A 24,946-nucleotide genomic window follows, 5' to 3' on the forward strand; every position below is an offset into this window, starting at 1 on the left:
TGTTTATATAGTTTCTTCTCCTCATGAATATATTTCATATTAAAGGATTAATATTTCTTCACAATAAAAAATCAGAAATCTTTCAGAAGTCTCCCAATTTCTTCTGCTTCTTCTTGTCAGCGCTTCGCCTGAATGTCTCCCAGCTCTTCCTGAATATCTCAGGATATTTCTTGAAGTTCTTCTCGACAAACTTCGCAGTCAATGGATCGCTTGGGTACCCGCTGCCGAAATCAGCACCGATCTTCGCTTTTATCTTCTCTATCTCCCTGTCTCTTGTCACTTTTGCAAGTATTGATCCTGCTGCGACAGAGGGATAATTCATGTCTGCTTTGTGTTCTGCAATTATCTCCACATCTTTGACCTTCTTGAGGACATATGATTTGTAACTAGAGATGTTATTGCTTGGGCAGTCAAGTATCGCCTTGTCTGGTTTTAAGAAATTGATGATCTCGGCTGATTTGTCTGCTTCCAGCCAGTTCAGGTTCATCTCTTTTGGACCGAGAACTGCCTCATCTATCTCGCTTGGTTCAATGATGAGGATCCGGTACTCTTTCACTGCAGAGATGACTTTATCAAAAAGGTCCTCTCGCTGTTTCGGAGTCAGGAGCTTCGAATCCTTCACTCCCATCTCTTTCAGTTTCTGCTCATCATTCTCATTTATGAGAACTCCGGCTATTACAAGCGGACCTATCACTGAACCACGGCCTGCTTCATCAATACCGCAGATTGTTGTCATATTAATGTTTTTTCAACCTTTTCCCTTTTATAAATTTTATGAGCTTTCATTGAGTGCTTTGGATTTGAAAATCCGATAAAATCACACCATTTAATCAACTCTTTTCGACCATTTATCTGAATTCTGACCTTGCCTTTTCCAATTTGGTATGATTTAAATCTGAAATTGTATAGATTTAACAAATATTCAAATTGTTTCAACATAGGGGAAGGGGATATCTTCATCTCTAAACGTGGATAAAGTGTTCCATTGTTATTCGTGAGTACAACACTTCCATCTGTATCAAAATATCCTCTTAACACATATTTACCAAATTCTTTATTTAGTAAGTATGGTGGGATTATCCCACGATTCCATTTTGGAGAAGATTTCAATCCTAAATTAAGCAAATGCATAATAATTTCTTTCTTGAAGATATACAAATCAGCTGTATTCTCATCTTTTCTTTTCTTGAGAATTGATTTAGTGCCCAAAACATTGTATAAAAGATAGGAAACATAAGAGATATACTCTCTATCATCACTATGAAATGAAATCTTAAGTCGGTAATAAGTAGAATATTTATTTGAGAGATAGATATTTATTGAGCCATCTCCTAAGATTATCCCGACCAATTCAGCTAATTCTTTGGTTATTTTCATCCTATCACCCCCAAAGTTTTTATTATCCAAAACTTTGGAGTTCTGAAAAGAGGACATTAAGCGAAACTGCGTAAAAGATTTTGTGTTGAAGACCAAAAATCTTAATTTGGCAGTTTTGCATGTCCTCTTTTCTAATAAGAATCAGTTTTTTAGTATTTTATGCCAATATGGCTAGTGTCCTGTGTAAACTTTCAGAAATAAGGAAAATCTTCCAAGAAAAATGAAAAAATAGCGGGGGGTGGATTTGAATTCGGCAGCATCTGATTTCTCAGAATGCTTCCACCGACCTTTGGGTCTCCAAGGCAACTAGTGCCATATGAGCCTTCCGCGGCCAATTAGGGGCCTCAACGGGCACTCCTGGTTGGACATTTAAGGGTATAGAGCCCTTAAATTCTGCCCTACCCCGCTATTGTGAGCTTGAAACTCCACCCTCTTTATAAATATTATCTCTCAATATTAAGAAACTTTTAAAAACACCATCTTTCACTGCCTTTTAAATGCCGAGGTCGCATAATCTGGTAGTGCGCTGGCCTGCTAAGTCAGTTTCCTTCGGGATATGTGGGTTCAAATCCCACCCTCGGCTTTTTTTTACCATGAAGATGAAAAAAAGAGGTTTGTATTTTTTGGTGTTCCTTTTCTTAGTCTCTGCAATATCTGCTTCTGATGTCTGGCATCTTGACAGCCAAAAAGTCAGTGTCGGTTTCAGCATGTCTGAAGAGCTTGAAGTGGTCCCTCTTTCAGATTCATACAGGCTGGATTACATCAATGCAAAGCTCACCATGGTGCCGGAAGACAGCTTTCAGCAGAGTGTGAGCAATCTTGACACGAGGCCGAAGGCTGAGATCAGTGATGGTGCTCTTTTTTCCTGGCATGATGTGCAGACAGACAGGGTCAGGTATGAACTGACAGCTGATATCGAGCTTTCTGAAGCCAGGCTTGAAGTCACTGATAAGGTAGATTTTCCTATCGGCAGTTTGCCGGATGATGTCAGGCCATTCCTTCAGCCTTCTGAGACGATTGATCTGAATTATGAGATGGCTCTGCTTGCTTCAAGGATCATCGAAGGCGAGGATGACCTGTTTTTTGCAGTGGCCAAGATAGGCGGGTGGGTTGAGGCAAATGTTGGATATGACCTGAGCACCTTGGCTGCTGATGCATCCATGAAGTCGAGCTGGGTGCTTGAGAACCGTTATGGTGTCTGCGATGAGATAACATCTTTGTTCATCTCCCTGCTTAGGTCTGTGGGGATCCCGGCCCGGTTCGTCTCAGGCATCGCCTACACTAACTCACCCCAGTTTGATGCTGAATGGGGCCCGCATGGCTGGGCAGAGGTCTATTTCCCCGGAGTCGGATGGATACCTTATGACATAACATATGACCAGTTCGGGTTTGTTGACCCGGCCCATATCATCCTGAAGCAATCACTGGATTCTGGTGAGCCTTCGTCCAAATATGAGTGGAGAGGCCATAATGTGGACATCATTCCTAAGGCAGTGGATTTCGATGTGAGGCTGAGGTCTCATGATGGCGACCAGCCTGACAGGATCAGCATCAATGTTTACCCGCATGAGGACGCTGTCGGTTTCGGCTCGTACCAGCTGATAGTTGCTGAAGTTGAGAATCTTGCTGATTATTACATAACAGAGACCCTGTATGTTTCTGGCGCTGAAATCCTCACTGCCCTCGATACGAAGATGAGAGTCAGCCTTGGGCCGGATGAGAGAAAGAGGATCTTCTTCATCCTGAAGACAGATGAGGATCTCAATAAGGGATATGAGTACACTGTTCCTGTGACTGTATACACCCAGTATGGTCTGGAATCCAGGTCATCTTTCGCCTTGAGGTATGACCGTCCTGTCTTTTCCTTGGAGGATATTGAGGATATAAGATCATCTCTGCAGGATACTGAGAGCAAGAATTACCGGAAAGAGGTCTCTTTGTATTGCACTGCAGAAAAGAGACTGCTCGTTAATGTATCATCTGATATAGGTTGCATGATCAAGAACACGGGCAATCAGATCCTTGAGGATGTGGATGCCTGCTATCAGGACCAGTGTGAGGTCTTTGATCTGAGCATCAGTCAGGAGAGGCCGTTGGTCTTCAGCGTCCGGTTTGACAGGCCTGGTGAGAACGCGATGCTGGTCAGCATCAGGGATGATTATTTTTCAAAGGCTTTCACGCAGAAGGTGAAGGTCTTTGACAGGGTGGGCTTTGATGTGGGGATAACAGCGCCTGACTCTGTTGCATATGGTGGCCTGTTTGATGTGGATGTTGTCATAAGGAAGACCTCGGTTTCAGTGCCGAAGTACCTTTCTGTTACACTTGAAGCAGGCAGGTACGGCAAGACAGTTGATATCGAAGAGCTCCAGGATCCGGTGAGGTATGTATATAGGATTGGCTCAAAGCATCTCGCAGAGGGGGAGAACGAGATAAGGCTGAGGATCGCCTATCAGGATGGTGATGAGTGGGCTGAGTTCATTGAAAAGGATTATATATCACTCGATGATCTTACATTTTTTCAGAGATTTATGATAAGGATAAGGAATATTTTTGACTAATATGGCAGGCCGTGAACAGAAGATAAAGGATCTTGAAGATGAGCTCTCCAAGATGAAGTACAATAAGAGGACTCAGCATCATTATGGCCTTGTCAGGGCCAAGATTGCCAAGCTCAAGGAGGAGCAGGATACCAAGAAGCGTGGCAAGGGAAAGACTTTTGGCTATGATGTTAAGCGCACCGGCGACGGCACTGTTGTCCTGGTAGGATTCCCCAGTGTCGGAAAATCAACTCTGCTGAATGCCTTGACAAATCAGGAGTCAAAGATTGGGGCTTATGAATTCACGACTCTGGATGTTGTGCCTGGTCTCCTGGAATATCGGGGTGCCAAGATCCAGATTCTTGATCTCCCGGGGATAATAAGGGGTGCTGCTGCAGGCAAAGGCAGGGGCAAGGAGATACTTGCCGTTGTCCGGGCAAGCAATCTGATAATTTTCCTCCTTGATGTCCATCAGACGAATCATTACAGGGTGCTGTATGATGAGATCTTCAATTTTGGGATAAGGGTGAACCAGAAGCCACCTCAGGTGAAGATAACCAAGACGAGCAGGGGCGGTCTTAGGATAGGCTCCACTGTGAAGCTGACCAAGATAACGAATGAGAACATCCAGGGCATCCTCAAGGAATTCAAGATAATGAATGCTGATGTGCTTATCAGGGAGGATGTTGACATTGATCGTTTCATTGATGCTGTCGAGGCTAACAAGGCTTATATCTATTCACTGATTGTCGTCAACAAGATTGATGAGGCCACAAGGCAGCAGGTTGATGGATTGAGGAGGTCTTATCCTGACGCTGTGTTCGTTTCAGGCAAGGAGAAGATAAACATCGACGAGCTGAAGGATAGGATTTTCGAGAGGATGGAGCTCATAAGGGTCTATATGAAGGAGCCCGGCAAGGAAGCTGACACTAAGGTCCCGCTCATAATGTGGAGAGGGTGCACTATAGAGGATGTCTGCAACAAGCTCCATAGGGAGTTTGTCAGTAAGTTCAAGTTTGCGAGGGTTTGGGGCAGGTCAGTGAAGTTTGACGCCCAGAAGATAATGAAGAAGTCTCATCAGTTGGAAGATGAAGACATCCTGGAGCTTCATCTTAATTGAATATTTTTCCTAGAAATCCATCAGGCCTTTCTGTCCTTTCAGCACAAGGTCTTTTGCTTCGTGGTATGTGATGCTTGACTTCAGCATGAGTTGCCTGATCTTTGTGTCAATGTTTTTTTCTTCGTTCTGTTGGACAACCCACTGGTTAGCTTTCATCGCATCAGCCTCTTTTAGATGTAGTAAGTAACCCGCCGGAAACCTCCTACACACAACTTAACAGCTTAGCGAAGTTTGTTATATAAATTTTATCATTCCTGATTTTTTGTTTCGCAGGAAATTTTTTGTGGGATCCAATGAAAAGCTTTATTAACTTAGCAAGGATATGCGATTCAGGAGTGATTATTATCATATTGAAAATAAAGTGAGAATGGTCTGGCATGTCAAAAAAAGAGATCTTTGAGAAGGTTGTTCCTGATACTTCAGTGATAATAGAAGGGATTCTGTCGAGGAAGATTGAAAATGGTGAGATTGAGGTTAAGGAGATTCTTGTTCATGAGGCTGTGCTGGCTGAGCTTGAGAATCAGGCAAACCAGTCTAAGGAGACAGGCTTCCTTGGCATAAATGAGCTGAAGAGGATCAGGGAGCTTCAGCCTAGGTTCAATTACAGGATCACATTTTCTGGTCAGAAGCCGAGATCATCTGAGATCAGGTATGCGAAGCTTGGTGAGATTGATTCCTTGATAAGGGATCTTGCTTACGATGAGGATGCTGTTCTTTTCACTGCAGATAAGGTTCAGGCCAAGGTTGCAGAGGCTAAAGGCATGAAAGTCAGGTTTCTCCAGATTTTCACAAAGAGGACTAGGATCAAGCTCGAATCATATTTCGATGAGACGACGATGTCTGTCCATCTGAGGGAGAACACTTTTCCTTATGCGAAGAAAGGCAGGCCTGGATCCTGGGATTTTGTCCCTCTGTCAGGATCATCCTTGAAGAGGGAGCAGATTCAGGAGATTGCTTCTGAGATCATCGAAGAGGCCAGCATAAGGGATGATGGATTTATTGAGATAGAGCGCCGCGGCTCGACTATTGTCCAGCTCGGTGTTTATCGTATTGTGATCACAAGGCCTGCTTTCTCTGATGGCTGGGAGATCACTGCTGTGCGGCCTGTGAAGAAGCTCAGCCTTGATGAATATCGCCTTTCAGAGAAGCTTATGCAGAGGATAGGACAGCAGGCTGAAGGGATCTTGATTGCTGGCTCTCCTGGAGCTGGGAAGACAACTTTTGTGCAGGCATTGGCGGAATTTTATGCATCGCAGAACAAGACTGTGAAGACTGTTGAGGCCCCGAGGGATCTCCAGCTTCCTGAGACAATCACGCAGTATGCTATCTCGCATGGCTCGCCTGAAGAAATCCATGATATACTTTTGTTGGTCAGGCCGGATTATACTGTTTTTGATGAGATGCGCAACACTTCTGACTTCAAGCTCTTTGCTGACATGAGGCTCAGCGGCGTCGGCATGATCGGTGTCCTTCATGCCACAAATCCTATTGATGCTATCCAGCGTTTTGTCGGCAGGATTGAATTGGGTGTTATTCCCCAGGTCATTGATACTGTCATTTTCATAAAGGATGGGGAGCCGAAGAAGGTCTTCAATCTGGCCATGGTTGTCAAGGTGCCGAGCGGCATGACTGAGCAGGATCTGGCCAGGCCTGTTGTGGTCGTCAATGATTTTGAATCCAACAGGCTTGAATATGAGCTTTATTCTTATGGCGAGGAGACTGTTGTCATACCTGTTAAGGGCGGCGGCCAGAAATCCACTGTGAAGAGGATGGCTGAGAAGAGCATAACACAGTATTTCAAGAATATCTCCGGGGCATGCGAGGTTGATGTGACGAGCGAGAACAGCTGCACTGTCAGGGTCCCTGAGAAGGATATCCCGAAGATTATCGGAAGGCAGGGCAAGAACATTGAGCAGATTGAGAAGGATCTGGGCCTTTCTATCAATGTTGAAGCCCTTTCGGGCAGGGCACAGCAAGGCTCAAGTGAGGGTGTTGCATTTGATCCTCAGGTCTCAAAGAATTCTGTGCTTTTCTATGTTGATGAAAGGTTCATTGGGAAGAATGTGGAGATCTATCTGGATGATGATTATCTTCTCACTGCAAATGTCGGCAAAAAAGCCCGCATAAAGATCCATGCCAAGAACAAGATCGGCAAGATGCTCGAAGAGGCTATCCATAAGAATGGCAATATCAGGTTGATATTGGTTTGATATGAGTTGTATATATGAAAATAATTTGATTCTCGCCAGAATCTTACATAAACCTTTTTAAATTCTCCACAAATAAGCATCTCTCATGATTGACATCAAGATTCTGAGGGAGAATCCGGAGCTGATCAGGAAGAATTTTGAGAAGCGAAGGATAATGGAAAGATTCAAGGAAGTCGAAGTTCTGAGGGAAAAGGATGAGACCTGGAGGCAGGCGAAGTTCGATCTCCAGAAGCTCAAGCATTCTAAGAATACCATCTCTCAGGAGATCAATCAGCTGAAGAAAGCTAAGAAGCCTATAGACTCAAAGCTCAAGGAGCTGAAGGAGCTTCCGAAGAAGATTGAGAGAGAGGAACAGAAAGTTGATAAGCTCAAGGAGGAAATCGGTCTTGGCTTGATGAACATCCCGAATTTCCTGCACGATTCTGTTCCGGCAGGTGAAGGCGAGGAAGGCAACAAGCAGGAGAAGCTTTTCGGTAAGAAGCCTAAATTTGATTTCAAGCCAAAGTCTCATGTTGACATCATTGATCAGCTTGATCTGGCAGATACAGGGCGCGCTGCCAAGATCTCTGGCTCCAGGTTCTGGTTCCTGAAAGGCGATCTTGCGATGCTTGATCTTGCATTGCAGAAATATGCCATTGATTTCATGACAAAGAGAGGCTATGTCTTTGTCTATCCTCCTTTTATGATGAACAGGAAAGCCTATGAAGGGGTCATCTCATTCGATGATTTCGGTGAGATGATGTACAAGGTTGACGGCGAGGATCTGTATCTGATTGCGACCTCAGAACATCCTCTCACAGCGCAGTTCATGGATGAGGTGCTCGATGAATCGGCCATTCCTCTGAAGTTTGTCGGTCTCTCGACAAATTTCAGGAGAGAGGCTGGCTCGCATGGCAAGGACACAAAGGGTATTTTCAGGGGTCATCAGTTCAATAAGGTGGAGCAGATCATCATCTGCAAGCCGGAGCAGTCCTGGAAATTCCACGAGGAGCTGATCAGGAATGCAGAGGAGTTCTTCCAGAGCCTTGGCCTGCATTTCCGGAAAGTCAATATCTGTACAGGTGACATAGGATCCATTGCTGCCAAGAAATATGATCTTGAGGTGTGGATGCCTGTCCAGGATGCATATCGTGAAGTGGTCTCTTGCTCAAACTGCACTGATTATCAGGCAAGGAGGCTTAACATCAGGTACCGCACAAAGGATGGCAGCCGGCTCGTCCACACGCTTAATGCTACATGTGTCGCCACATCAAGGGCTCTCGTCGCCATACTGGAGAATTTCCAGAACAAGGACGGCTCCATCGCTGTTCCTGAAGTTCTTGTCCCTTATGTCGGCAAGAGAATCATAAAAAAGCCGAAGTGAATGCAGAAAGAGGTAATATTATGGATAAATACCAGGTTTCAGGCCCTATCTTGATAATCATCGGATTGGTTATCTGTGTCGCTTCTGCTTTTCTCGGCCTTAAGTTCATACTTTTTTTCATCATAGGTTTCTTCATCTTTCTGAACGGTGTCAGGAAGATCATCATGCGCCAGAAGAAGGTCCACAGGAAGCAGGTCATGCATCAGTATCATCAAGTTCAGATAAAGTACTGCATCAGGTGCGGCTTCCAGATGAGGAAATCAGATTTTTATTGCCCGAACTGCGGGATCAAGAACTAAAATGGAGCCGAATAAGAAGAAGGGATCTGTCAACATATCGGTCAGGCCCGCAAGGAAAGGATTTTTCTTGTCTTTCCTTATGATAGTTCTCTATCTTGTTGTTGTCATCTTCATCGAGCTGAGGCTCAGGGCAAGCGGCATTGACCAGAAGACCCTGACCTTCCTGACCCTTATCCTGCTGTTCCTCTCATTTGCCACTTTTGTCTATATCCATATCAGGATTTATTCAAAGAAGCTTAATATCTCAGAATCAAGCCTTGTAATGGATGAGGGCATCCTGAACAAGCATCATTTGACGATAAGATATCCTAATATAACTGAGATCGGGGTCACGCAGAATTTTTTTGCGAGGATGCTGAATTATGGGAACCTTTATATCAGGACCAGCGGCGCCAGCCAGAAGGAGTTCAGGATTGACAAGATAAGTCACCCCATCCATGTGAAGAATATAATCGAGAAGTTTTCAGGCATGAATAGGTAAGTTGTTGTGCCATTTGCGCCAATTCGTGAGGCTTTATCAGGAAATAACCCTGCTCGTCGCGGGGGCTTGTCCCTTACAGGGACGCAGAGCCTGCAATTACAGTATCTGAAGCCGAACCTGACGCAGTGAGATTTCGAAGAAACGTGGCACAAAACAGAGGAGTAAACTTATTATATAATTGATTTTATGTTGGTGGGATAAGATGTCGATGTTCAAGGATATGTTAGGCTCTGACGAATCTCTTTTCAGGGATAGTGTTGCGCTTGATTATGATTATATCCCGAAGATTGTGCCTTTCAGGAAAGGGGAGCAGGAGCATATAGCCGCGTGTATAAAGCCGCTTTTTAGCAATCGTTCTGGCCGTAATGTCGTGGTCTTTGGGCCTCCTGGTGTCGGCAAGACAGTCGCTGTGAAGCATCTTCTGAAGGAGCTTGAGGAGGAGACTGAAGATATAATCCCGATGTACATAAATTGCTGGCAGAAGAACACCTCTTTCAAGATCGTGATGGAGATGTGCCATCTGCTTGATTACCGCTTCACCCATAACAAGAAGACTGAAGAGCTCTTCAGGATCGTGAAGGATGCTCTCAACAAGAAGTCTGTGGTTTTTGTGTTCGATGAGATTGACAAGACAGAGGATCAGGACTTCCTGTATTATCTTCTGGAAGAGATTTACAGGAAGACCATCGTTCTTATAACAAATTATAAGGAGTGGCATGTCGATCTTGATGAGCGCATAAAATCCAGGCTCACTGCTGAGATGAAGGAGTTCAGGCCGTACAACGAGCATGAGACAACTGAAATCATGAGGCACAGGCTCCAGTATGCTTTCGCTCCCGGGGTCTGGGATGATGATGCATTTCTCATTGCTGCAAAGAAGGCTTATGAGATGAATGATATCAGGACAGGGCTTTACATACTGAAGGAGGCAGGCAATGCTGCTGAGGATGTTGCCTCGAAAAAGATTGTTAGGGCTCATGTCGAGAAAGCCATCAGGAAGCTTGATGAGTTCTCCATAAAGAAGAAATCAGAGCTTAAAGATGAGTCCCAGTTCATGCTTGATATCATCAAGGAAAATTCTGGCCAGAAGATAGGCGACCTCTATCGTCTCTACCTGGACAAGGGCGGCGAGGAATCCTACAAGTCATTCCAGAGGAAGATAAAAAAGCTTGAAGAAGGGAAATTCATTGTTATCCAGAAGATGACAGGGGGGACAACAGGCACGACATCGATAATCACTTATCAGACAACAAAAAAATTGACTGATTTCTGATATTTTGTTGATTTTCATTGTTTCTTACTTGGGATTATCCGCCTTGCATGTCTGCATTGCGGGAAAATTCAGGAGTCAGAAAAGATAATATCCGGATTTGCATAGCAAATCTTGCCAGGACCTCTTGAATTTTTTGTCAGAATATGCTGGATTGGCAGAGGATAGGAAGAAGTGCAGATTCATTATTATTCTCATCTTTTGAAGGATTCAGATCAGGATTAGCTTCAATGACGTATCCCGAAATCCTTGAACTCTCCTTTTGTCTCGACAATGGAATGCTCTTCATCGACGACCTGGCTGAATATTGGCCCTTTCTTGCAGGCCCGGACTAATTCCTGGAGCTTGTCATCATAGCCTTCTGCCACAATTTCTACAGCACCGGTCACATTCTGCACATAGCCTTTGAGACCGAGTGATATGGCCTGTTTCTGCACAAAGTGTCTGAATCCTACTCCCTGCACTTCTCCATATATGACCATGTTCAATCTTTTCATATACCCACAATTATTTTCATAGGTATATAAGCTTTTCCTGCATCCACTGGTCACAAGACAGGCCTGCGTGAGGTATATAAAAGATTTTCATCAGAGAATAAGGAATGGCTGACGCAACTTTGCCCTGCTCCCCGGGACAATGGGGAGGGGCAGTTTTGCCCCATGCCGGGAGGTGATTCAATTGACAAATCCGAATGACATATCTTTGCCCACGATACAGGACTTGTTTTTTCAGCAGATGAAGAGCTTGAGTGTCTCAAAACATAGGCTTGAGGTATATGAGATTTGATTATGCATGGGAATTTGATTATGCATGGAATGATGATATTTAGCGGGATAAAAGGAGGTGCTACAATGGAAGAGTTTGTTTCAGATATGGAAGAGGACAATGATATTTATACAGTGGATGGATTTCTTGATTTCATAGAAGAGGATCATTTCACCCCGGAAGAGGAAGGTTTCATGCTGGGCTATATCTGCTCATGACCCCCACGCCCGCCGCCCCTGGTTTGGGGGCTTTTTTCTTTTTATTTGGCTTACCAAAACTTTATAAAAATGCCTTCTTTCTGGGACATCATGATACTTACTAAAGAGGAAGTTAAATTACAGGAGCACTTGCTGATTAAGAAGGTCTGTGAAGGCGCCCTGTTTATTTATCCGACAGATACCATTTACGGCATAGGCTGCAATGCGTGTGATGATAAGGCTGTCAGGAAATTGAGGGACATCAAGAAGCGGCCGGACATGCTCTTCTCAGTCATAGCACCTTCAAAGGATTGGATAAGGAATAATTGTGTCATGACGGGGGAGGCCATGGCTTGGTTGGATAAGCTGCCTGGACCTTACACCCTTGTCCTCAAGCTGAAGGATAGTTCCTGCATCGCCCCATCTGTTAATCAGGGAAGCGGCACTCTGGGTGTGAGGATACCGGATCATTGGATAAAGGGTTTTGTGGAGAATCTGGATTTTCCTGTTGTCACGACAAGCGCCAATGTCTCTGGCAAGGTTTATATGACAAAGATTGATGACCTTGATGAGGATATAAGGAAATTCTGCAGCTTCATAATATATGAAGGCCAGAAGAAAGGTTCTCCTTCTGATATAATTGATCTGAGCAAGGGTTCTGTAGAGGTGAAGAGAAGATGAGGATCCTTGCTGCTGGGGATATCCATGGGGATAAGGGTATTGTGAAGAGGCTTGCTGACAAGGCTGAGAAGGAGAATGTCGATCTTGTTGTGCTCTGCGGTGATCTGACCCTGGAGGAGCAGTCCACTGAAGGCATCATCGGCCCTTTCCTCAAGAAGAATAAGAAGGTTGTTCTCATTCCTGGCAACCATGAGACTGTCGCCACTGCTGATTTCCTTGCTGAGCTTTATGGGGTCACTAATCTCCATGGATATTCTATCGAGCACGGCGATGTCGGCCTGTTCGGCTGCGGGGGGGCCAATATCGGCGTCTTCCAGCTTCCTGAAGATGAGATATATAAGCTCCTCAAGAAAGGATATGATAGGATCAAGGACATGAAGAAGAAGATAATGGTGACGCATATCCATCCGAAGTCAAGTGTCATGGAGCGTTTCTCCAAGATGGTTCCTGCGAGCGAAGGTGTCAGGAAAGCGATTGACAAGTTCCACCCGGATATCCTTCTGTGCTCCCATGTCCATGAGGCAGAAGGTCTGGAAGAGAAGATTGGTAAGACCAAGGTCATCAATGTCGGCACAAAAGGAAGGATCATAGAGATATAGGCCGTGCGTGGCTTCGCTTATTCTGCTATATATCCGCTATCACGAAGCATTTCCATCCTGAATCTGTTTTCTCGACTTTGAACATATGGAGCGTTATCGCTTTCACATCGACTTTCGGGTTGTGTTTCTGGAAATCTATCTTTTCACCGGTTAGTTTTCCTTTCAGGGTATAGCCGTCTTTTATTTTTATGTCGAATTTCGAGAATACCAGCTGCTCTGCATCCTTGTAGTATACGAGCTCGCTGAGGAAATCGAAGAGCAGCTTTTCTATGTCTTCATTTTCAAGCTTTATCTCTCTGGTCTCGGACCCTTGGATCCTGCTTACATCCACTTGCACTTCTTCGACTGCCTGTGCTGCGCTTGAGAACATCTGCTCCAGTGTCTTTCCGTATGCCTCAAAAGCCACATCCGCTCTTGTTATCCCTTCGATATATTTGTACGCCATTTTTGTTCCATGATTGTCTGGATTATCCTTTGATGTTGCCTAATGGCTTGAATGATGCTATCTTCTTAGAAATCCCTGCATTGTGGACTGAATTTATTACTTCTGACACATCCTTGTATGCCAGTCCTGCCTCCTCTGCCAGTCCTGGCAGCGACACAGCCTTGACATATATCCCGTGTGCTTCCATATCTCTCTTGAGCTCGTCGCCTCTCACTTTGCTCTTCGCTTCTGCCCTGCTCATCACCCTGCCTGAGCCATGGCATGTGCTGCCGAATGTCATCTCGGATTCGTCTGTCCCGACAAGCAGATAGCTCATTGTTTCCATGCTCCCTCCGATTATGACTGGCTGTCCTGTCTCTTGGTGCAATGGCGATAGCTCCTTGCGCCCTGGTCCGAAGCTCCTTGTGGCCCCTTTCCTGTGGACGAGCAATTTTTTTCCTGAATGCTCCTCGACTTTTGCGATATTGTGCGCGACATCATACACCAGTTCCATGCCGAGCTCCTCAGCACTGCTTCCGAATATCTTTGAGAATCCTTCCCTGATCCCGTGCATCAGCACTTGCCTGTTCGCAAATGCCATGTTGGCTGAAGCGCACATCGCCTTGAAATAGTCTTGCCCTTCCTTGGAATTGAATGGCGCGCTTGCCAGCTCCTTGTCGATTACTTTTATGCCGTACTTGGGCATTATGTCGAGGCATTTTCTCAGGTAGTCTGTTCCGACCTGATGACCGAGACCTCGTGAGCCGCAGTGCACCATTATGACTATCTGGTCCTCGAAGATGCCGAATTTCTTGGCGATCTTGTCTTCGAATATTGCACCTTTTGGGACATGCTGTATCTCGAGGTAATGGTTCCCTGATCCGAGTGTGCCGACTTGGTCTATGCCTCTGGATTTCGCTTTTTCGCTGACCTTCGAGTCATCTGCTGACTCTATGCAACCACGGTCTTCCATCATCTCCAGGTCCTTTTCCCATCCCTGGCCCTGCTGGATAACCCATTTTGCGCCTTCATTGAGCAGGTTGTTCAGGTCATTCTTGCTCAGTCTTGATGCTCCCTTTGCTCCGACTCCTGGCCTTGCGCTTCCATAGAGCCTGTCTATTATCTCCTTGATTTTTGGTTTGACATCATTGAATGTGAGGTTTGTCCTTATCAGCCTGACTCCGCAGTTGATATCGAATCCCACTCCGCCGGGGCTTATGATGCCTTCTTCCAGGTCAAATGCCGCGACACCGCCTATCGGGAATCCGTATCCTGAATGGCCGTCGCTCATGCAGTATGCGTAGTCCTGGATTCCGGGAAGCGTTGCTACATTTGTCAGCTGGCCGAATACATGCGCATCCATCTCATTGACGAGTTTTTGGCTTGCCACGATCCTTGCAGGGACTCTCATCCCTGGTTTGTATCCTTTTCCTATTTCCCATACAAAATCATTTATCTTGCTTAATTCCGGTCTTTTTGGCTCTTCTCTCATTTTAGTCGTAATGAAATTTCATCTCATATGTCCCTTTGTCCTGCGTCAGCTCGAATCCATAATAGGTGACTATGCCGAGCTCTTTCACCATCTCTGTCTGGTCGAGCGCTTGCGTCGTGAATTTTGCCAGTATCCTTGATTCTGATAGCTTGTCTATGCTGATGTCAAGTATCTTTTTCTTTTTTGATAGGTCTATTGTCTTCTGCAGTATGGATATCGCCAGGTCCTCGAAGTCTTCTGCCTCTGCTTCTATCTCATCTTCTGTTGTCTTTTTGCCTGGATCAGGGGCATGGCTTGCATATATGACTCTTATTATCTCTTTGATTGCATTTGTGAGTAAGTTCTCTCTTGTCTTTGCCCTCACTGTTATCCTTTTTTCGAGTTGTTCGTTCAGGAATGTCATTTTATCACCTTGAGCTTTGGTTTTATTTAAATATATGCTGATTTTTTATCGGCATTTTGCGGCATTTTTTGTGTTTCAATATTTTTTTAGCAGTGTCGGGATTGCTGCTCCGATTGATGCCGGGAATGATATTGTGATTACTGCCTTGAATACTGTGGCATGTTCCTGGAAGGAATGGTTTACCCCGAATATGTAGATCATCATGAATGAGACTATCAGTGATATCGCATATAATGTGAAGAATCTTTTTGCCCAGAACTGCCCGAATCTCCTCTCTTGTTTGTTCGGCACCCGCTGGTAGCTTATGAAGTATATCTCCAGTGTTAGAACGATCAATGTCAGTGATATTATCCATATCACATTAAGTGCTGTCATCAGATTGACTGTCCTCACAAGAGCTCCCTTGAAGGCGAATCCTGATGCTATGACCAAGGAACCGAAGACTGCATAGATAATGTCTTTGCTTGAGAACAGGTCTGGTTTCTTTTCGATAAGCTTCTCCTCAAGGAGCTTTATGTCCTTGAGTATCTCATCCATCTCTCTTTTCTCCTTGAACTCCTCGATGATTTTCTTCTCTTCACCTGAGAGTTTCTTTGCTGTTTTCTTTGCCTTTGCCATTTTATTGGGGGGTGAGGGTGTATTGTCTTTTTCAATAGGCAATTATCTTTAGCTCTTCGTTTTGCTCTGTCCCTTTCTCTTCTGTCTTCTCTGCAGGTGGTGCGTCGCCGAACATGTTGAAGGCTCCGGATGGGGCATCCTGGACTTCTGATAGCACAGCTTCGGATGGCACAGGTACAGGCCTATCCCCGATTATTTCCTGTAAGAACCTTATCAGTTTCCTTATCTGTTCCGGTGATTCATTGGTGTCTATAGTAATCTTCATAGTGCGCTCTCTCCCAGTATATTATCCTTATGGTCTTGGGTTCATATGATGTATAATTGCCTGCTATTAAATAGCTTTCTACTGCGACGCTTTCTTCAGGCAGTGAGCTGAGGTCTATGTCCTTGTCTCCTATGATTATCTCATAGTCGTAGAGCTTGTCGAACTTGTTGTAGTATCTGATGAGCGTCGCGTTTATGCAGGTCTTGTTCTCTGCAAGGACGCAGTTCCTGAATCCAGGATCTTTGGGCATGTCTTCGAAGATGTGCATGTCTGTCTTTGATGGTTCTGTCTCATGGAAGAAGGGTATGATGTAGAGCAGGAATACCAGGGCAAGAAGGATTGCTGCGACTGCTTCGATTATCTTGAAGAATCCTTTTCTGCTGCTCATCAAGGTCATCACCATGTCATTATCAGGATGTAATAATCCTTTTTCTCTCCGTCTATTTCATCTGGGAGTGTTTTTGCCAGGACCCTCTTTGAGTTGACCTGCGCCATCTGGTACGGCTCCTGTCCTGTGCTGAACACTGTGGCCCCTGTACTGGATAATACCTGTATGTCGAATTCCTTGTTCCTCTGGTATGCCCATCTTGATTTCATTTCTTCATAGCTCTCATTCATGCTGCCTAGCTTGTTGGGGTCAAGGAGTGTGTATCTCTCTTCATGGCCTATCCATGCATGATGGTGTTCGAAGCCTGATGGGACATGTTCATCGTCTTCAAATACAGCTATCTTGTATTCTGTGTCATTGAGGTTGAAGTCTATGTAGATGTCTGTCTCTTCCCCTCCGCAGACAGTGTAATCAACTTCTTTTGTGAATTTTATGGAGAGCGCTCCTCCACCGTGGAGATTTAGGTAATCATCTGTCTTCATGATGCACTCTGTCTCGTTGAAGCTCCCGAATTCTGAATTGTCGAAATAATAGTTGGGATAACTCTTGGCTTTGATCTTTATCCTCATCATTTTGCTTTCATGAGGGCTTTTTGCTTTTATTATTCCATATATCCCATCATTCTCTGCTGTCATGATATTGGAATGGTCGAATATGCTGGTTGTCATCTTATATTTTGAATGTATGCTGCTCGAGGCGAACCCTGTACTCTCAGGGATGATGTCTGCATTGTTTATCTGTATCCTGAAATCAGTTATTACCGGATTCCCGTTGTAGGAATAGAGTCTGAGGTTTGAATTTAGATAGTTTATTATTGATTTCCCGGTTCTTGTCTCATTCTCTTCTGCGTGGAATTGCAGCAGTCTTTCTTGGCCTTGCACTGTGATCGGCCTGTCTGATAATGTGAGTTTTCTTGTCTTGTATCCCTGCGGCAGGTTGTCTATGAATATCAGTTTCCCTTCATCAGTCACGAATTGGATGTTCTCGAGAAGCGCTTCTCCTGTCTGGAACGGATAGTCGATGAGTATTGCGGCGTGCTGCTGCACTTCTTCGCTGCTTATGAGGATTGGATATTCCCTCACTTGTGTGAATGTCTCTGCTTTTAGGTTTTCCAGCACAAGCCCTGTGTAGTCTGTCACTTCCCGTGTTGTGAACAGTGAAGGTCTTGCGTAGATGAAGAACAGCGTCAGGAATAGCAGGAATATGCTCAGGCTGATCACCCAGTCTATCTGTGTCACTCCTCTTTTTTTCATTTTGGGTTTTGGTACTGATGGGCCCACTGGGAATCGAACCCAGGATCTTCGCCTTGTGAAGGCGACGTCATAGCCACTAGACCATGGGCCCAGTTTATTCTTTGATTATTCTTCAATATTTGACTAATTCCACTATAAAAGCATCTTCTGTGGGATATTCCTTTATAAGTGCTGGTATCAGACCCAGTTTTTTAATTTTACCTAATTCTTCCTTGTTTTCCCCTAGTTCTTTTATAAATAAAGGGCTTGTCAGTATCCTTGCCCTCTTTTGGTCAAGCTCTATCATCCCGTTAGGGATCTCATATCTCTTTTTGATATGCACCATTGCTTTTCTTAGCTTTGGCAGGTCTATCGCGTGGAACCTTGATTTTATGCTGCCGGGATAGAAAGCGCCCCTGTAGAGTATCCCGTCTTCAAGCATCACATCGAATCTCCTTTTCGCATTCTTTGCTCTTCTTTTTATTCTCTCTGTCATCTGCACCTTGTCTTTCAGCTTTGCTGTGCAGTAATGCACATCCAGCTTTGTGTTCTCGGCGCAGTATTTCAGTACCTTCTTGGCGCTCTCTTCTGATCCCTTCACCGCATATGAGACTTTGTTCTTCGTCAGGAGCCCTCTTTTGAGGAATTCCCCGATGTTGTCTTCGGATATCTCGAATTCATTGAGGTTGAGGAATTTCACTTTGTTTCTGATGTACTTGACCATCTCGATGATCTTCTCCTCTTGCCCGGGTATCACAGGTATCTCGATCCCGGTATCCCAGTCATATTTGTTCACTAGGTCAAGCCTGTTCCAGAATACCTTATCATATAGGTCAAGGTGCAGCCTTATCTCATCAAGCCTTGCTTTATGGAGCTTATCCAGTCTCTCCGTTGTCACAGACACTGGTGATGTATAGAGATGCACATGGAACTCCTTGCCGAATCTCCTTTTCATTGCCCTTATGAGTCTTGCTGTGCGATCGATCCTGGCAAGCGGATCCCCTCCTGTCATCCCCATGCCTTTTGAGTTGCATAGCTCTGCTTCCTTGATCACGCTGTTTATCATCTTTTTTTCGTCTTCATTCCCGGCTTCCCATTCATTTGCATATGTCACATCCTTGAATCTCTTCTTTTCTGAGACAGGGCAGTAATAGCAGTTGCGGGGGCAGACCCCTGTGACAAACATCACTAGTTTCTCACCGCGGACGCATTGCCGGCATCCTTTAGGCAGTTTGCCGACAAGTCTGGAATGGTATTTTGTCTTCCTTATCTTTCTTGTCTTTCTTTTTTTCATTGTTTTTCTTGTTTTTATCTTTGTTATTTTTCTCATCCGAAGAACCTCTGGTATGTCATGAACAGCTCATTCATCATGTCTTCTTGTGTAGACCCTTTCAGCTCTGCTATCTTCTTTGCTCCATCGACCGCAAATGCCGGTTCATTGAGCTTGTTCTTTTCAGGACCGAGATAAGGTGCATCTGTCTCTGTCATGAGATGGCTTGCAGGTATTGTCTTTGCCAGGTCTTGGAAGTGCTTGTCACGCACAATAGAAGGAGGTATCGAGAAATGGTATCCTGCATCGAATATTTTCTTTGCCAGCTTCAGGCTTCCGCCATAGCAGTGGAAGTCTGCTTTCTTGATCCTTGAGCTCTGCAGCATCTCAAATGCATCTTTCTCTGCTTTTCTGGTGTGTATGATCAATGGTTTCTTAATCTTTTCAGACAATTCAATTATCCTGCTGAACAGCTGCTTCTGCTTCTCCACAAAACTTGTGTCCCAGTGATAGTCCAGGCCGACCTCTCCTATTGCGATTATTCTGTCTTTCTGTTTCCTGATGAATCCGATGTCATCATCGATCTGGGCATCTGTCATGTCCTTGCATTCTAGTGGATAGAATCCCAGCGCTGCCTTGACAATCTCGTATTTCCCGCAGATGGCAAGTGTCTCCTGATTGCTCGCATAGTTTGTCCCATTATTGATTATGGCCTTTACTCCTGCTTTCCTGGCCCGCTCTATGACTGACTCTATTTTGCCTTCGAATTTTGCATCATCCAGATGGCAATGCACATCCACATACATCATATCACCAAGGCATTCAGAATGAGCTTTTATTTATAAATATGAAGAAAAAAAGAAAAAATTAGCTGATTACAGCTACTTCGCAGCTGCCAGAGCCTCGTTGATTGCTGCCTCGAATGCAGTATAAGGCTGCGCTCCTGAAAGCAGCTTGCCGTTGATGATGAATCCTGGTGTTCCTCTGATTCCTGCTGCCTGTCCGTCCTGCATGTCCTTTGCTGTCTCAGCTGCCATCTTGCCAGAGTCCAGGCATGAATTGAAATCATCAGTGTCAAGCCCTATGTCTGCTGCATACTGCTTGAATGAATCCACGCCGCCAGTGACTCCTGACTCGAATAGCTTGTCATGCATCTCCCAGTACATGTCCTGTTCTCCTGCGCACTCTGCAGCCTCTGCTGCCTTCTGTGCGTTCTGGTGGAACGAGAGCGGGAAATCCCTGAACACATATTTGACTTTGCCTGTCTTGACATAGTTGTCCATTATCTGGCCATATGTGTCTCTATAATACCTCCCGCAGAAAGGGCATTCGAATTCTGAGAATTCCACAATGGTTACTGGAGAATCCTTGTCTCCCTTGACTGTATCATCATCTACCAGTTTCTTCATGTCGATTGTTGGCTGGGTAGGGTTTGTTGGCTGGGTCGGCTGTGTAGGTTTTGCATCTGCATCATCATCCACAGCTGCAGTCCCTAGATCCATCTTTCCGGGCAGTCCATTCACCTGGAATATCAGGATGACCATCAGGAGGATTTGTACTCCTCCTATCCAGAATATTGCTTTGTCTGTATGTGTATGGTTTTTTTCATTTGAGGTATGCTTGTGTTCAGCATGTTCCTTTTTCTCATTTTTCTCTTCCATCTATACAACCTCCTAGATTATTTGATATCTCAATGCCTCCATTTATGATATTGGATTGGAGAACTATGTTTCATTATCTGAAACAATATATAAATGGTTCCGAAATGAAGACAAAACATTAATTAATAGGTTCTGACACCTATGCTTGTTGTTTCAAAATGCGTAACATAACACTTAAAGCCTATAAGAACCTTGGATTTGGCATCCTGACAGCTTCTCTTATCATAGCAATAGCCCTTACCATGCTTACTTACATATATCGTGATATGACCAGCGCAAATAAGGTTATTACATCATTATTGGACAACCATCTGACCATTCTTATCATAATGATCATCATCAGCATTGCATTCGGTTTCTTCTGGGCCCAGATATCTTATGCTGAGATCTCCAAGACCAAGAAGCAGACCAAGACCATGATGGATATCATCTCAATCTTCCTCAGCGAGGACGAGAAGGTTATCTTGGGTCATCTCGTGGAGAACAAAGGCAGATCGAGCCAGGCTGAGATCTCGAGGCTTCCTGGCATGACAAGGGTGAAGGCATATAGGCTTCTTCAGCGCATGCACGAGAAGAATCTCATTGATATTGAGACCCATGGCAAATTAAGGAATATAATCCTGCATCAGAATATTCTTTATATGCTGTCTGAACAGCAGGTTTAGACATTCTTATAGCATAATCCCACAGACAATATGTACTCCATTCTCATAAAATTTATAAAACTGGGCTTTTTGGACTGATTCAGGTGATATTTATGGCAATTGTTGGTATGAGTTTCATAAAGATTGTTGCTGAGAAAAAAAACCCTATAAAAGGCAAGGTGGGTATAAGCAATAATGTTGGGATTAAGAAGGTAGAAAAGGCTGATTTAGCCTTGGGAACAGCAAAACAGGAAGGATTGCGCTTTGAATATGAATTCAAGTCAAAATATGACCCAGAAATTGGGGAGATACTTATTATTGGTGATGTCCTTTTGCTGGAATCACCTGAGACAGTGAAACAGGTCATGGATTCATGGAAGAAAGACAAGAAAGTGCCTGGTGCCATGATGAAGTCTCTTCTTAACAATATCCTGACAAAGTGCAATATCCAGGCTCTTATCTTGAGCAGGGATCTGAATCTTCCTCCGCCCATACCTATGCCTAAGGTGGATGTCAAGGAGAATCCGAAACCTTCGAAATAATTCTTTTTCTTTCCAAAAGCTTTATTTATTCATCAGGTATTGAATTTTAAAAAGGTGGTAACATGAAGGAATTTGAGCTTAAGGTCGCAGAGGCCATTCAGGATGATGTCAATAAGGGCATTGTCAGGATTGATTCTAATCTTATGAGGCAGATGGGTGTAAGGCCGGGAGACATCTTGAAGATCGCTGGCGAACGTGATGCTGTTGCGATTGTTGACCGTGCTTATCCGGGGGACATCGGACTCAACATCATAAGGATGGACGGCATAATAAGGAGGAATGCCAAGACTGCTATTGGTGAGACTGTGAAGGTCGAGAAAGCTGCAGTGAAGGAAGCCAAGAGGATAACGATCGCTCCCGCTAAAGAGGGTGTCATGATAAAGGCTCCGCCGAACATATTCAAGCAGGGTCTTCTGGGCAGGGCTGTTTCGAAAGGTGATATCGTTTCTTTAGGAGGCACAAGATCAAGGAAATCCACCATGTCATCCTCTCCATTCTTTGAGGATATCTTCAACATGCTTGATGAGAACATGCTTGGCTTTGGTTTCGGTGACCTGAAATTCATTATTGTCGACACTAATCCCAAGGAGGCTGTCATAATCACAGAGCTCACAGAGGTCATCTTCAATCCCGAGCCTGCTGAGATTTCTGAGCAGGAAGCTGTCCCTGAAGTGACTTATGAGGATATCGGCGGATTGAATGATGAGATCACGAAGATAAGGGAGATGGTCGAGCTTCCATTGAAGCATCCTGAGATATTTGAGCGCCTCGGCATTGAGCCGCCTAAAGGTGTCTTGCTTCATGGCCCGCCGGGAACTGGAAAGACTCTCCTGGCAAAAGCGGTTGCTAACGAGACCTCGTCGCATTTCCTTACTATAAACGGGCCTGAGATAATGTCTAAATATTACGGCCAGTCTGAAGAGAATCTCAGGAAGAAGTTCGAGGAGGCAGAGAAGAATGCCCCTGCTATCATCTTCATCGACGAGATTGACGCTATTGCTATCAAGAGGGAGGAATCAAAAGGTGAGGTTGAGAGGCGTGTTGTAGCTCAGCTTCTTTCCTTGATGGATGGTCTGCAGTCAAGAGGTCGCGTTGTTGTCATCGCCGCTTCGAACATCCCCCATGCATTGGATCCTGCCCTGCGAAGGCCGGGAAGGTTTGACAGGGAGATCGAGATCGGTGTCCCTGGCAAGGAAGGCAGGCTCAATATCCTGAAGATCCATACCAGGAACATGCCGCTGGCAAACACTGTCAATCTGAAGAAGATTGCTGATATAACCCATGGTTTTGTCGGCGCTGACCTGTCATCGCTTGCAAAAGAGGCTGCAATGATTGTTCTTAGGAAGGTTCTTCCTGACCTGAAGCTTCATGAGGATGAAACGATCCCGAAGGATGTCCTGGAGAAGCTTAGGATTAATCAGAAAGATTTCCTTGAGGCACTCAAGATTGTAAGGCCGAGCGCCATGAGAGAGGTCCTTGTTGAAGTGCCGAACATCAAGTGGACTGATGTCGGCGGGCTTGAGGACGCTAAGCAGGAGCTTATTGAGGCTGTTGAGTGGCCTCTGAAATATCCTGATGCATTCAAGAGGCTTGGTGTGAATCCGCCGAAAGGTGTCCTCATGTATGGCGCTCCGGGCACTGGAAAGACCATGCTGGCCAAGGCTGTGGCTAATGAGTCTGAATCCAATTTCATTCTTGTGAAAGGGCCTGAGCTATTGAGCAAGTGGGTCGGCGAGTCAGAGAAGGCTGTCAGGAAGATCTTTGAGAAGGCGCGCCAGACTGCTCCTACGATCATTTTCTTTGATGAGATGGATGCTCTTGCCCCAAGGCGCGGCATATCCACTGATTCTCATGTCAGTGACAAGGTCGTGAACCAGCTTCTCACTGAGATGGATGGCTTGGAGGACATGCATGATGTTGTCATGATCGCTGCAACAAACAGGCCGGATATCATTGACAGCTCTCTGCTGAGGCCCGGAAGGTTCGATCGCCTGATCCTGGTTGACGTGCCTGATGAGGCATCAAGGCTGAAGATCCTTGAGGTCCATACAAAGGGGATGCCTGTCGAAGACATTGATCTGCCTGAGATTTCCAAGAGCACAAAAGGCTATGTGGGAGCTGATCTCGAGTCAGTCTGCAGGGAAGCGGCTATTCTTGCTCTCAGGGAGAATATGAAAGCCAAGAAGATCCTGAAGAAGCATTTCAGCGCTGCCCTGAAAAAAGTGAAGCCTTCTGTGACTGTTGATGTTGAGAAAGGTTACAAGGAATTGGGCGATACGCTCAAGGCTGAACGGGGCAAGGGGATAAATGAGGACAGGCCGTCTTATATGGGCTAGTTGAGGGATAAGAAAAATGGCTGAACTGAAGAAGCTGGTGGATTACCTGGATTCTCTTTATCAGCCGAAGGCATTTGATGATCTTCTCATGAATGGCCTGTTGATTGAAGGCAGGAATTCTGTGAAGAAGATTGCTGTGGTTGTCGACGCTTCGATGGAAGCTTTTGAATTGGCCAGGAAGAGAGGGTGTCAGCTGGTGATAGCCCATCATGGTTTTATCACAAAGGACAAGCCCATCAGGGGTATCTGGAAGAAGCGCCTTAAGTATCTGATTGATAATAATATGTCTCTTTATGTGATACATTTCCCTTTGGATTATCATCAGGAGATGAATCATAATGGAGAACTGGCAAGGATGTTCAAGGCCAAACCCATCTCTCCTCTTTTCAAGGATGGCAACAGGGAGTTTGGTGTTGTGGCTGAATTTGATGAGCACAAGAAGAGGGAGGATTTCATGGTTGAAGTTGAGCAGAAGCTCGACACCCCGTGTCATCTTCTTGCTTTTGGGAAGAAGAGTGTGAAGAGGGTGGGGATATCCTGCGGTTCAGCACCGAGGGATCTTACTGATATCGAGCATCATGACCTTGATCTCTTGTTCACAGGGGAGCCGAAGCATTCTAATCATCATGACGCCCTTGAGATGAAGCTTAATGTGCTTTATGCAGGCCATTATGCTACTGAAAAGCCAGGGATGTGGCTTCTCCAGAAGCATATTGAGAAAAGGTTCAAGGATATCAAGACATTTTTCCTTGACATACCGACAAGTGTGTGA

The 24,946-nt window shown here is 45.0% G+C and carries 27 protein-coding genes and 2 tRNA genes; 14 read left to right on the plus strand and 15 right to left on the minus strand.

All coding sequences use genetic code 11. The features are described from left to right. Nucleotides 1-82 precede the first annotated feature (82 nt). Both JW968_02955 and JW968_02960 read right to left on the minus strand, forming a co-directional pair. Nucleotides 83-736: a ribonuclease HII gene (locus JW968_02955; protein ID MBN1385913.1), complete on the minus strand. Its 654-nt coding sequence runs from the start codon at nucleotides 734-736 to the stop codon at nucleotides 83-85. Then, entirely contained in the window at nucleotides 733-1,377 is a 645-nt protein-coding gene (locus JW968_02960) for a hypothetical protein (protein MBN1385914.1), read from the minus strand. Before JW968_02960 ends, JW968_02955 begins: the two co-directional genes overlap by 4 nt. A 499-nt stretch (nucleotides 1,378-1,876) precedes the next feature. On the opposite strand from JW968_02960, the gene JW968_02965 reads away from it, so the two are divergent. From JW968_02965 to JW968_02975, 3 genes are all read left to right on the plus strand, one after another. After that, nucleotides 1,877-1,960, plus strand: a tRNA-Ser gene (locus JW968_02965). 43 nt (nucleotides 1,961-2,003) lie between these two features. Further along, entirely contained in the window at nucleotides 2,004-3,935 is a 1,932-nt protein-coding gene (locus JW968_02970) for a transglutaminase domain-containing protein (GenBank protein MBN1385915.1), read from the plus strand. A 1-nt stretch (nucleotide 3,936) separates the two neighbouring features. Continuing rightward, on the plus strand, nucleotides 3,937-5,034 hold the full coding sequence (locus JW968_02975; protein ID MBN1385916.1) for a GTP-binding protein: 1,098 nt from the start codon (nucleotides 3,937-3,939) through the stop codon (nucleotides 5,032-5,034). Between the two features lie 9 nt (nucleotides 5,035-5,043). Here the strand turns inward: JW968_02975 and JW968_02980 are convergent, their stop codons facing one another. Continuing rightward, nucleotides 5,044-5,190, minus strand: coding sequence for a hypothetical protein (locus JW968_02980; protein ID MBN1385917.1), 147 nt, complete (start codon nucleotides 5,188-5,190; stop codon nucleotides 5,044-5,046). A gap of 221 nt (nucleotides 5,191-5,411) precedes the next feature. Here JW968_02980 and tadA point away from each other — a divergent pair, with 221 nt between their 5' ends. The 5 genes from tadA (at nucleotide 5,412) to JW968_03005 (ending at nucleotide 10,660) form a co-directional block, all read left to right on the plus strand. Next, nucleotides 5,412-7,244, plus strand: a complete 1,833-nt coding sequence (gene tadA, locus JW968_02985) for a Flp pilus assembly complex ATPase component TadA (GenBank protein MBN1385918.1) — start codon at nucleotides 5,412-5,414, stop codon at nucleotides 7,242-7,244. A gap of 85 nt (nucleotides 7,245-7,329) precedes the next feature. Then, a complete protein-coding gene (gene serS, locus JW968_02990; protein ID MBN1385919.1) occupies nucleotides 7,330-8,607 on the plus strand; it encodes a serine--tRNA ligase in 1,278 nt (425 codons plus the stop codon). Nucleotides 8,608-8,627: 20 nt separating this feature from the next. Next, entirely contained in the window at nucleotides 8,628-8,906 is a 279-nt protein-coding gene (locus JW968_02995; GenBank protein ID MBN1385920.1) for a hypothetical protein, read from the plus strand. 1 nt (nucleotide 8,907) lies between these two features. Next, nucleotides 8,908-9,387 carry a PH domain-containing protein gene (locus JW968_03000; GenBank protein ID MBN1385921.1) on the plus strand — a complete coding sequence of 160 codons (480 nt, stop codon included), beginning with the start codon at nucleotides 8,908-8,910 and terminating at the stop codon, nucleotides 9,385-9,387. A 202-nt stretch (nucleotides 9,388-9,589) separates the two neighbouring features. Then, nucleotides 9,590-10,660 (plus strand): AAA family ATPase, encoded by a 1,071-nt coding sequence (locus JW968_03005; GenBank protein ID MBN1385922.1) that lies wholly within the window; start codon nucleotides 9,590-9,592, stop codon nucleotides 10,658-10,660. A 224-nt stretch (nucleotides 10,661-10,884) separates the two neighbouring features. Here the strand turns inward: JW968_03005 and JW968_03010 are convergent, their stop codons facing one another. Beyond that, nucleotides 10,885-11,154: an acylphosphatase gene (locus JW968_03010; protein ID MBN1385923.1), complete on the minus strand. Its 270-nt coding sequence runs from the start codon at nucleotides 11,152-11,154 to the stop codon at nucleotides 10,885-10,887. 576 nt (nucleotides 11,155-11,730) lie between these two features. Here JW968_03010 and JW968_03015 point away from each other — a divergent pair. Both JW968_03015 and JW968_03020 read left to right on the plus strand, forming a co-directional pair. Next, the gene (locus JW968_03015) at nucleotides 11,731-12,300 is read left to right on the plus strand and encodes a threonylcarbamoyl-AMP synthase (GenBank protein ID MBN1385924.1); all 570 of its coding nucleotides are present in this window, start codon (nucleotides 11,731-11,733) and stop codon (nucleotides 12,298-12,300) included. Beyond that, nucleotides 12,297-12,899, plus strand: a complete 603-nt coding sequence (locus tag JW968_03020; protein MBN1385925.1) for a metallophosphoesterase — start codon at nucleotides 12,297-12,299, stop codon at nucleotides 12,897-12,899. Before JW968_03015 ends, JW968_03020 begins: the two co-directional genes overlap by 4 nt. 25 nt (nucleotides 12,900-12,924) lie before the next feature. Here JW968_03020 and JW968_03025 read toward each other — a convergent pair whose 3' ends face one another. The 11 genes from JW968_03025 to JW968_03075 all read right to left on the minus strand — a co-directional run bounded on the left by JW968_03025 (nucleotide 12,925) and on the right by JW968_03075 (nucleotide 20,652). Next, nucleotides 12,925-13,344, minus strand: a complete 420-nt coding sequence (locus JW968_03025; protein ID MBN1385926.1) for an archease — start codon at nucleotides 13,342-13,344, stop codon at nucleotides 12,925-12,927. 22 nt (nucleotides 13,345-13,366) lie between these two features. Beyond that, nucleotides 13,367-14,815, minus strand: coding sequence for an RtcB family protein (locus tag JW968_03030; protein ID MBN1385927.1), 1,449 nt, complete (start codon nucleotides 14,813-14,815; stop codon nucleotides 13,367-13,369). A gap of 1 nt (nucleotide 14,816) precedes the next feature. Beyond that, nucleotides 14,817-15,218: an archease gene (locus JW968_03035; protein MBN1385928.1), complete on the minus strand. Its 402-nt coding sequence runs from the start codon at nucleotides 15,216-15,218 to the stop codon at nucleotides 14,817-14,819. A 75-nt stretch (nucleotides 15,219-15,293) separates the two neighbouring features. After that, nucleotides 15,294-15,836: a DUF2391 family protein gene (locus JW968_03040; GenBank protein MBN1385929.1), complete on the minus strand. Its 543-nt coding sequence runs from the start codon at nucleotides 15,834-15,836 to the stop codon at nucleotides 15,294-15,296. A gap of 31 nt (nucleotides 15,837-15,867) precedes the next feature. Further along, nucleotides 15,868-16,101, minus strand: a complete 234-nt coding sequence (locus tag JW968_03045) for a hypothetical protein (GenBank protein ID MBN1385930.1) — start codon at nucleotides 16,099-16,101, stop codon at nucleotides 15,868-15,870. Beyond that, the gene (locus JW968_03050) at nucleotides 16,076-16,489 is read right to left on the minus strand and encodes a hypothetical protein (GenBank protein MBN1385931.1); all 414 of its coding nucleotides are present in this window, start codon (nucleotides 16,487-16,489) and stop codon (nucleotides 16,076-16,078) included. The genes JW968_03045 and JW968_03050 overlap by 26 nt, the downstream gene beginning before the upstream one ends. A gap of 8 nt (nucleotides 16,490-16,497) precedes the next feature. Continuing rightward, the gene (locus JW968_03055; protein ID MBN1385932.1) at nucleotides 16,498-17,742 is read right to left on the minus strand and encodes a hypothetical protein; all 1,245 of its coding nucleotides are present in this window, start codon (nucleotides 17,740-17,742) and stop codon (nucleotides 16,498-16,500) included. An 18-nt stretch (nucleotides 17,743-17,760) separates the two neighbouring features. Continuing rightward, nucleotides 17,761-17,833, minus strand: a tRNA-Val gene (locus JW968_03060). A gap of 21 nt (nucleotides 17,834-17,854) precedes the next feature. After that, the gene (locus JW968_03065; GenBank protein ID MBN1385933.1) at nucleotides 17,855-19,051 is read right to left on the minus strand and encodes a radical SAM protein; all 1,197 of its coding nucleotides are present in this window, start codon (nucleotides 19,049-19,051) and stop codon (nucleotides 17,855-17,857) included. Then, a complete protein-coding gene (locus JW968_03070; GenBank protein ID MBN1385934.1) occupies nucleotides 19,048-19,800 on the minus strand; it encodes a TatD family hydrolase in 753 nt (250 codons plus the stop codon). The genes JW968_03065 and JW968_03070 overlap by 4 nt, the downstream gene beginning before the upstream one ends. A gap of 72 nt (nucleotides 19,801-19,872) precedes the next feature. Further along, nucleotides 19,873-20,652, minus strand: a complete 780-nt coding sequence (locus JW968_03075; GenBank protein ID MBN1385935.1) for a thioredoxin domain-containing protein — start codon at nucleotides 20,650-20,652, stop codon at nucleotides 19,873-19,875. A gap of 158 nt (nucleotides 20,653-20,810) precedes the next feature. Here JW968_03075 and JW968_03080 point away from each other — a divergent pair, with 158 nt between their 5' ends. The 4 genes from JW968_03080 (at nucleotide 20,811) to JW968_03095 (ending at nucleotide 24,946) form a co-directional block, all read left to right on the plus strand. Then, entirely contained in the window at nucleotides 20,811-21,317 is a 507-nt protein-coding gene (locus tag JW968_03080) for a hypothetical protein (protein ID MBN1385936.1), read from the plus strand. Nucleotides 21,318-21,409: 92 nt separating this feature from the next. Next, nucleotides 21,410-21,838, plus strand: coding sequence for a hypothetical protein (locus tag JW968_03085; protein MBN1385937.1), 429 nt, complete (start codon nucleotides 21,410-21,412; stop codon nucleotides 21,836-21,838). Between the two features lie 62 nt (nucleotides 21,839-21,900). Next, complete coding sequence (locus JW968_03090; protein ID MBN1385938.1) at nucleotides 21,901-24,174, plus strand: CDC48 family AAA ATPase; 2,274 nt, start codon at nucleotides 21,901-21,903, stop codon at nucleotides 24,172-24,174. A 16-nt stretch (nucleotides 24,175-24,190) separates the two neighbouring features. After that, a complete protein-coding gene (locus JW968_03095; protein MBN1385939.1) occupies nucleotides 24,191-24,946 on the plus strand; it encodes a Nif3-like dinuclear metal center hexameric protein in 756 nt (251 codons plus the stop codon).

It is taken from the genome of Candidatus Woesearchaeota archaeon, from assembly GCA_016928155.1.
Taxonomy (GTDB): Archaea; Nanobdellota; Nanobdellia; order Woesearchaeales; family JAFGLG01; genus JAFGLG01.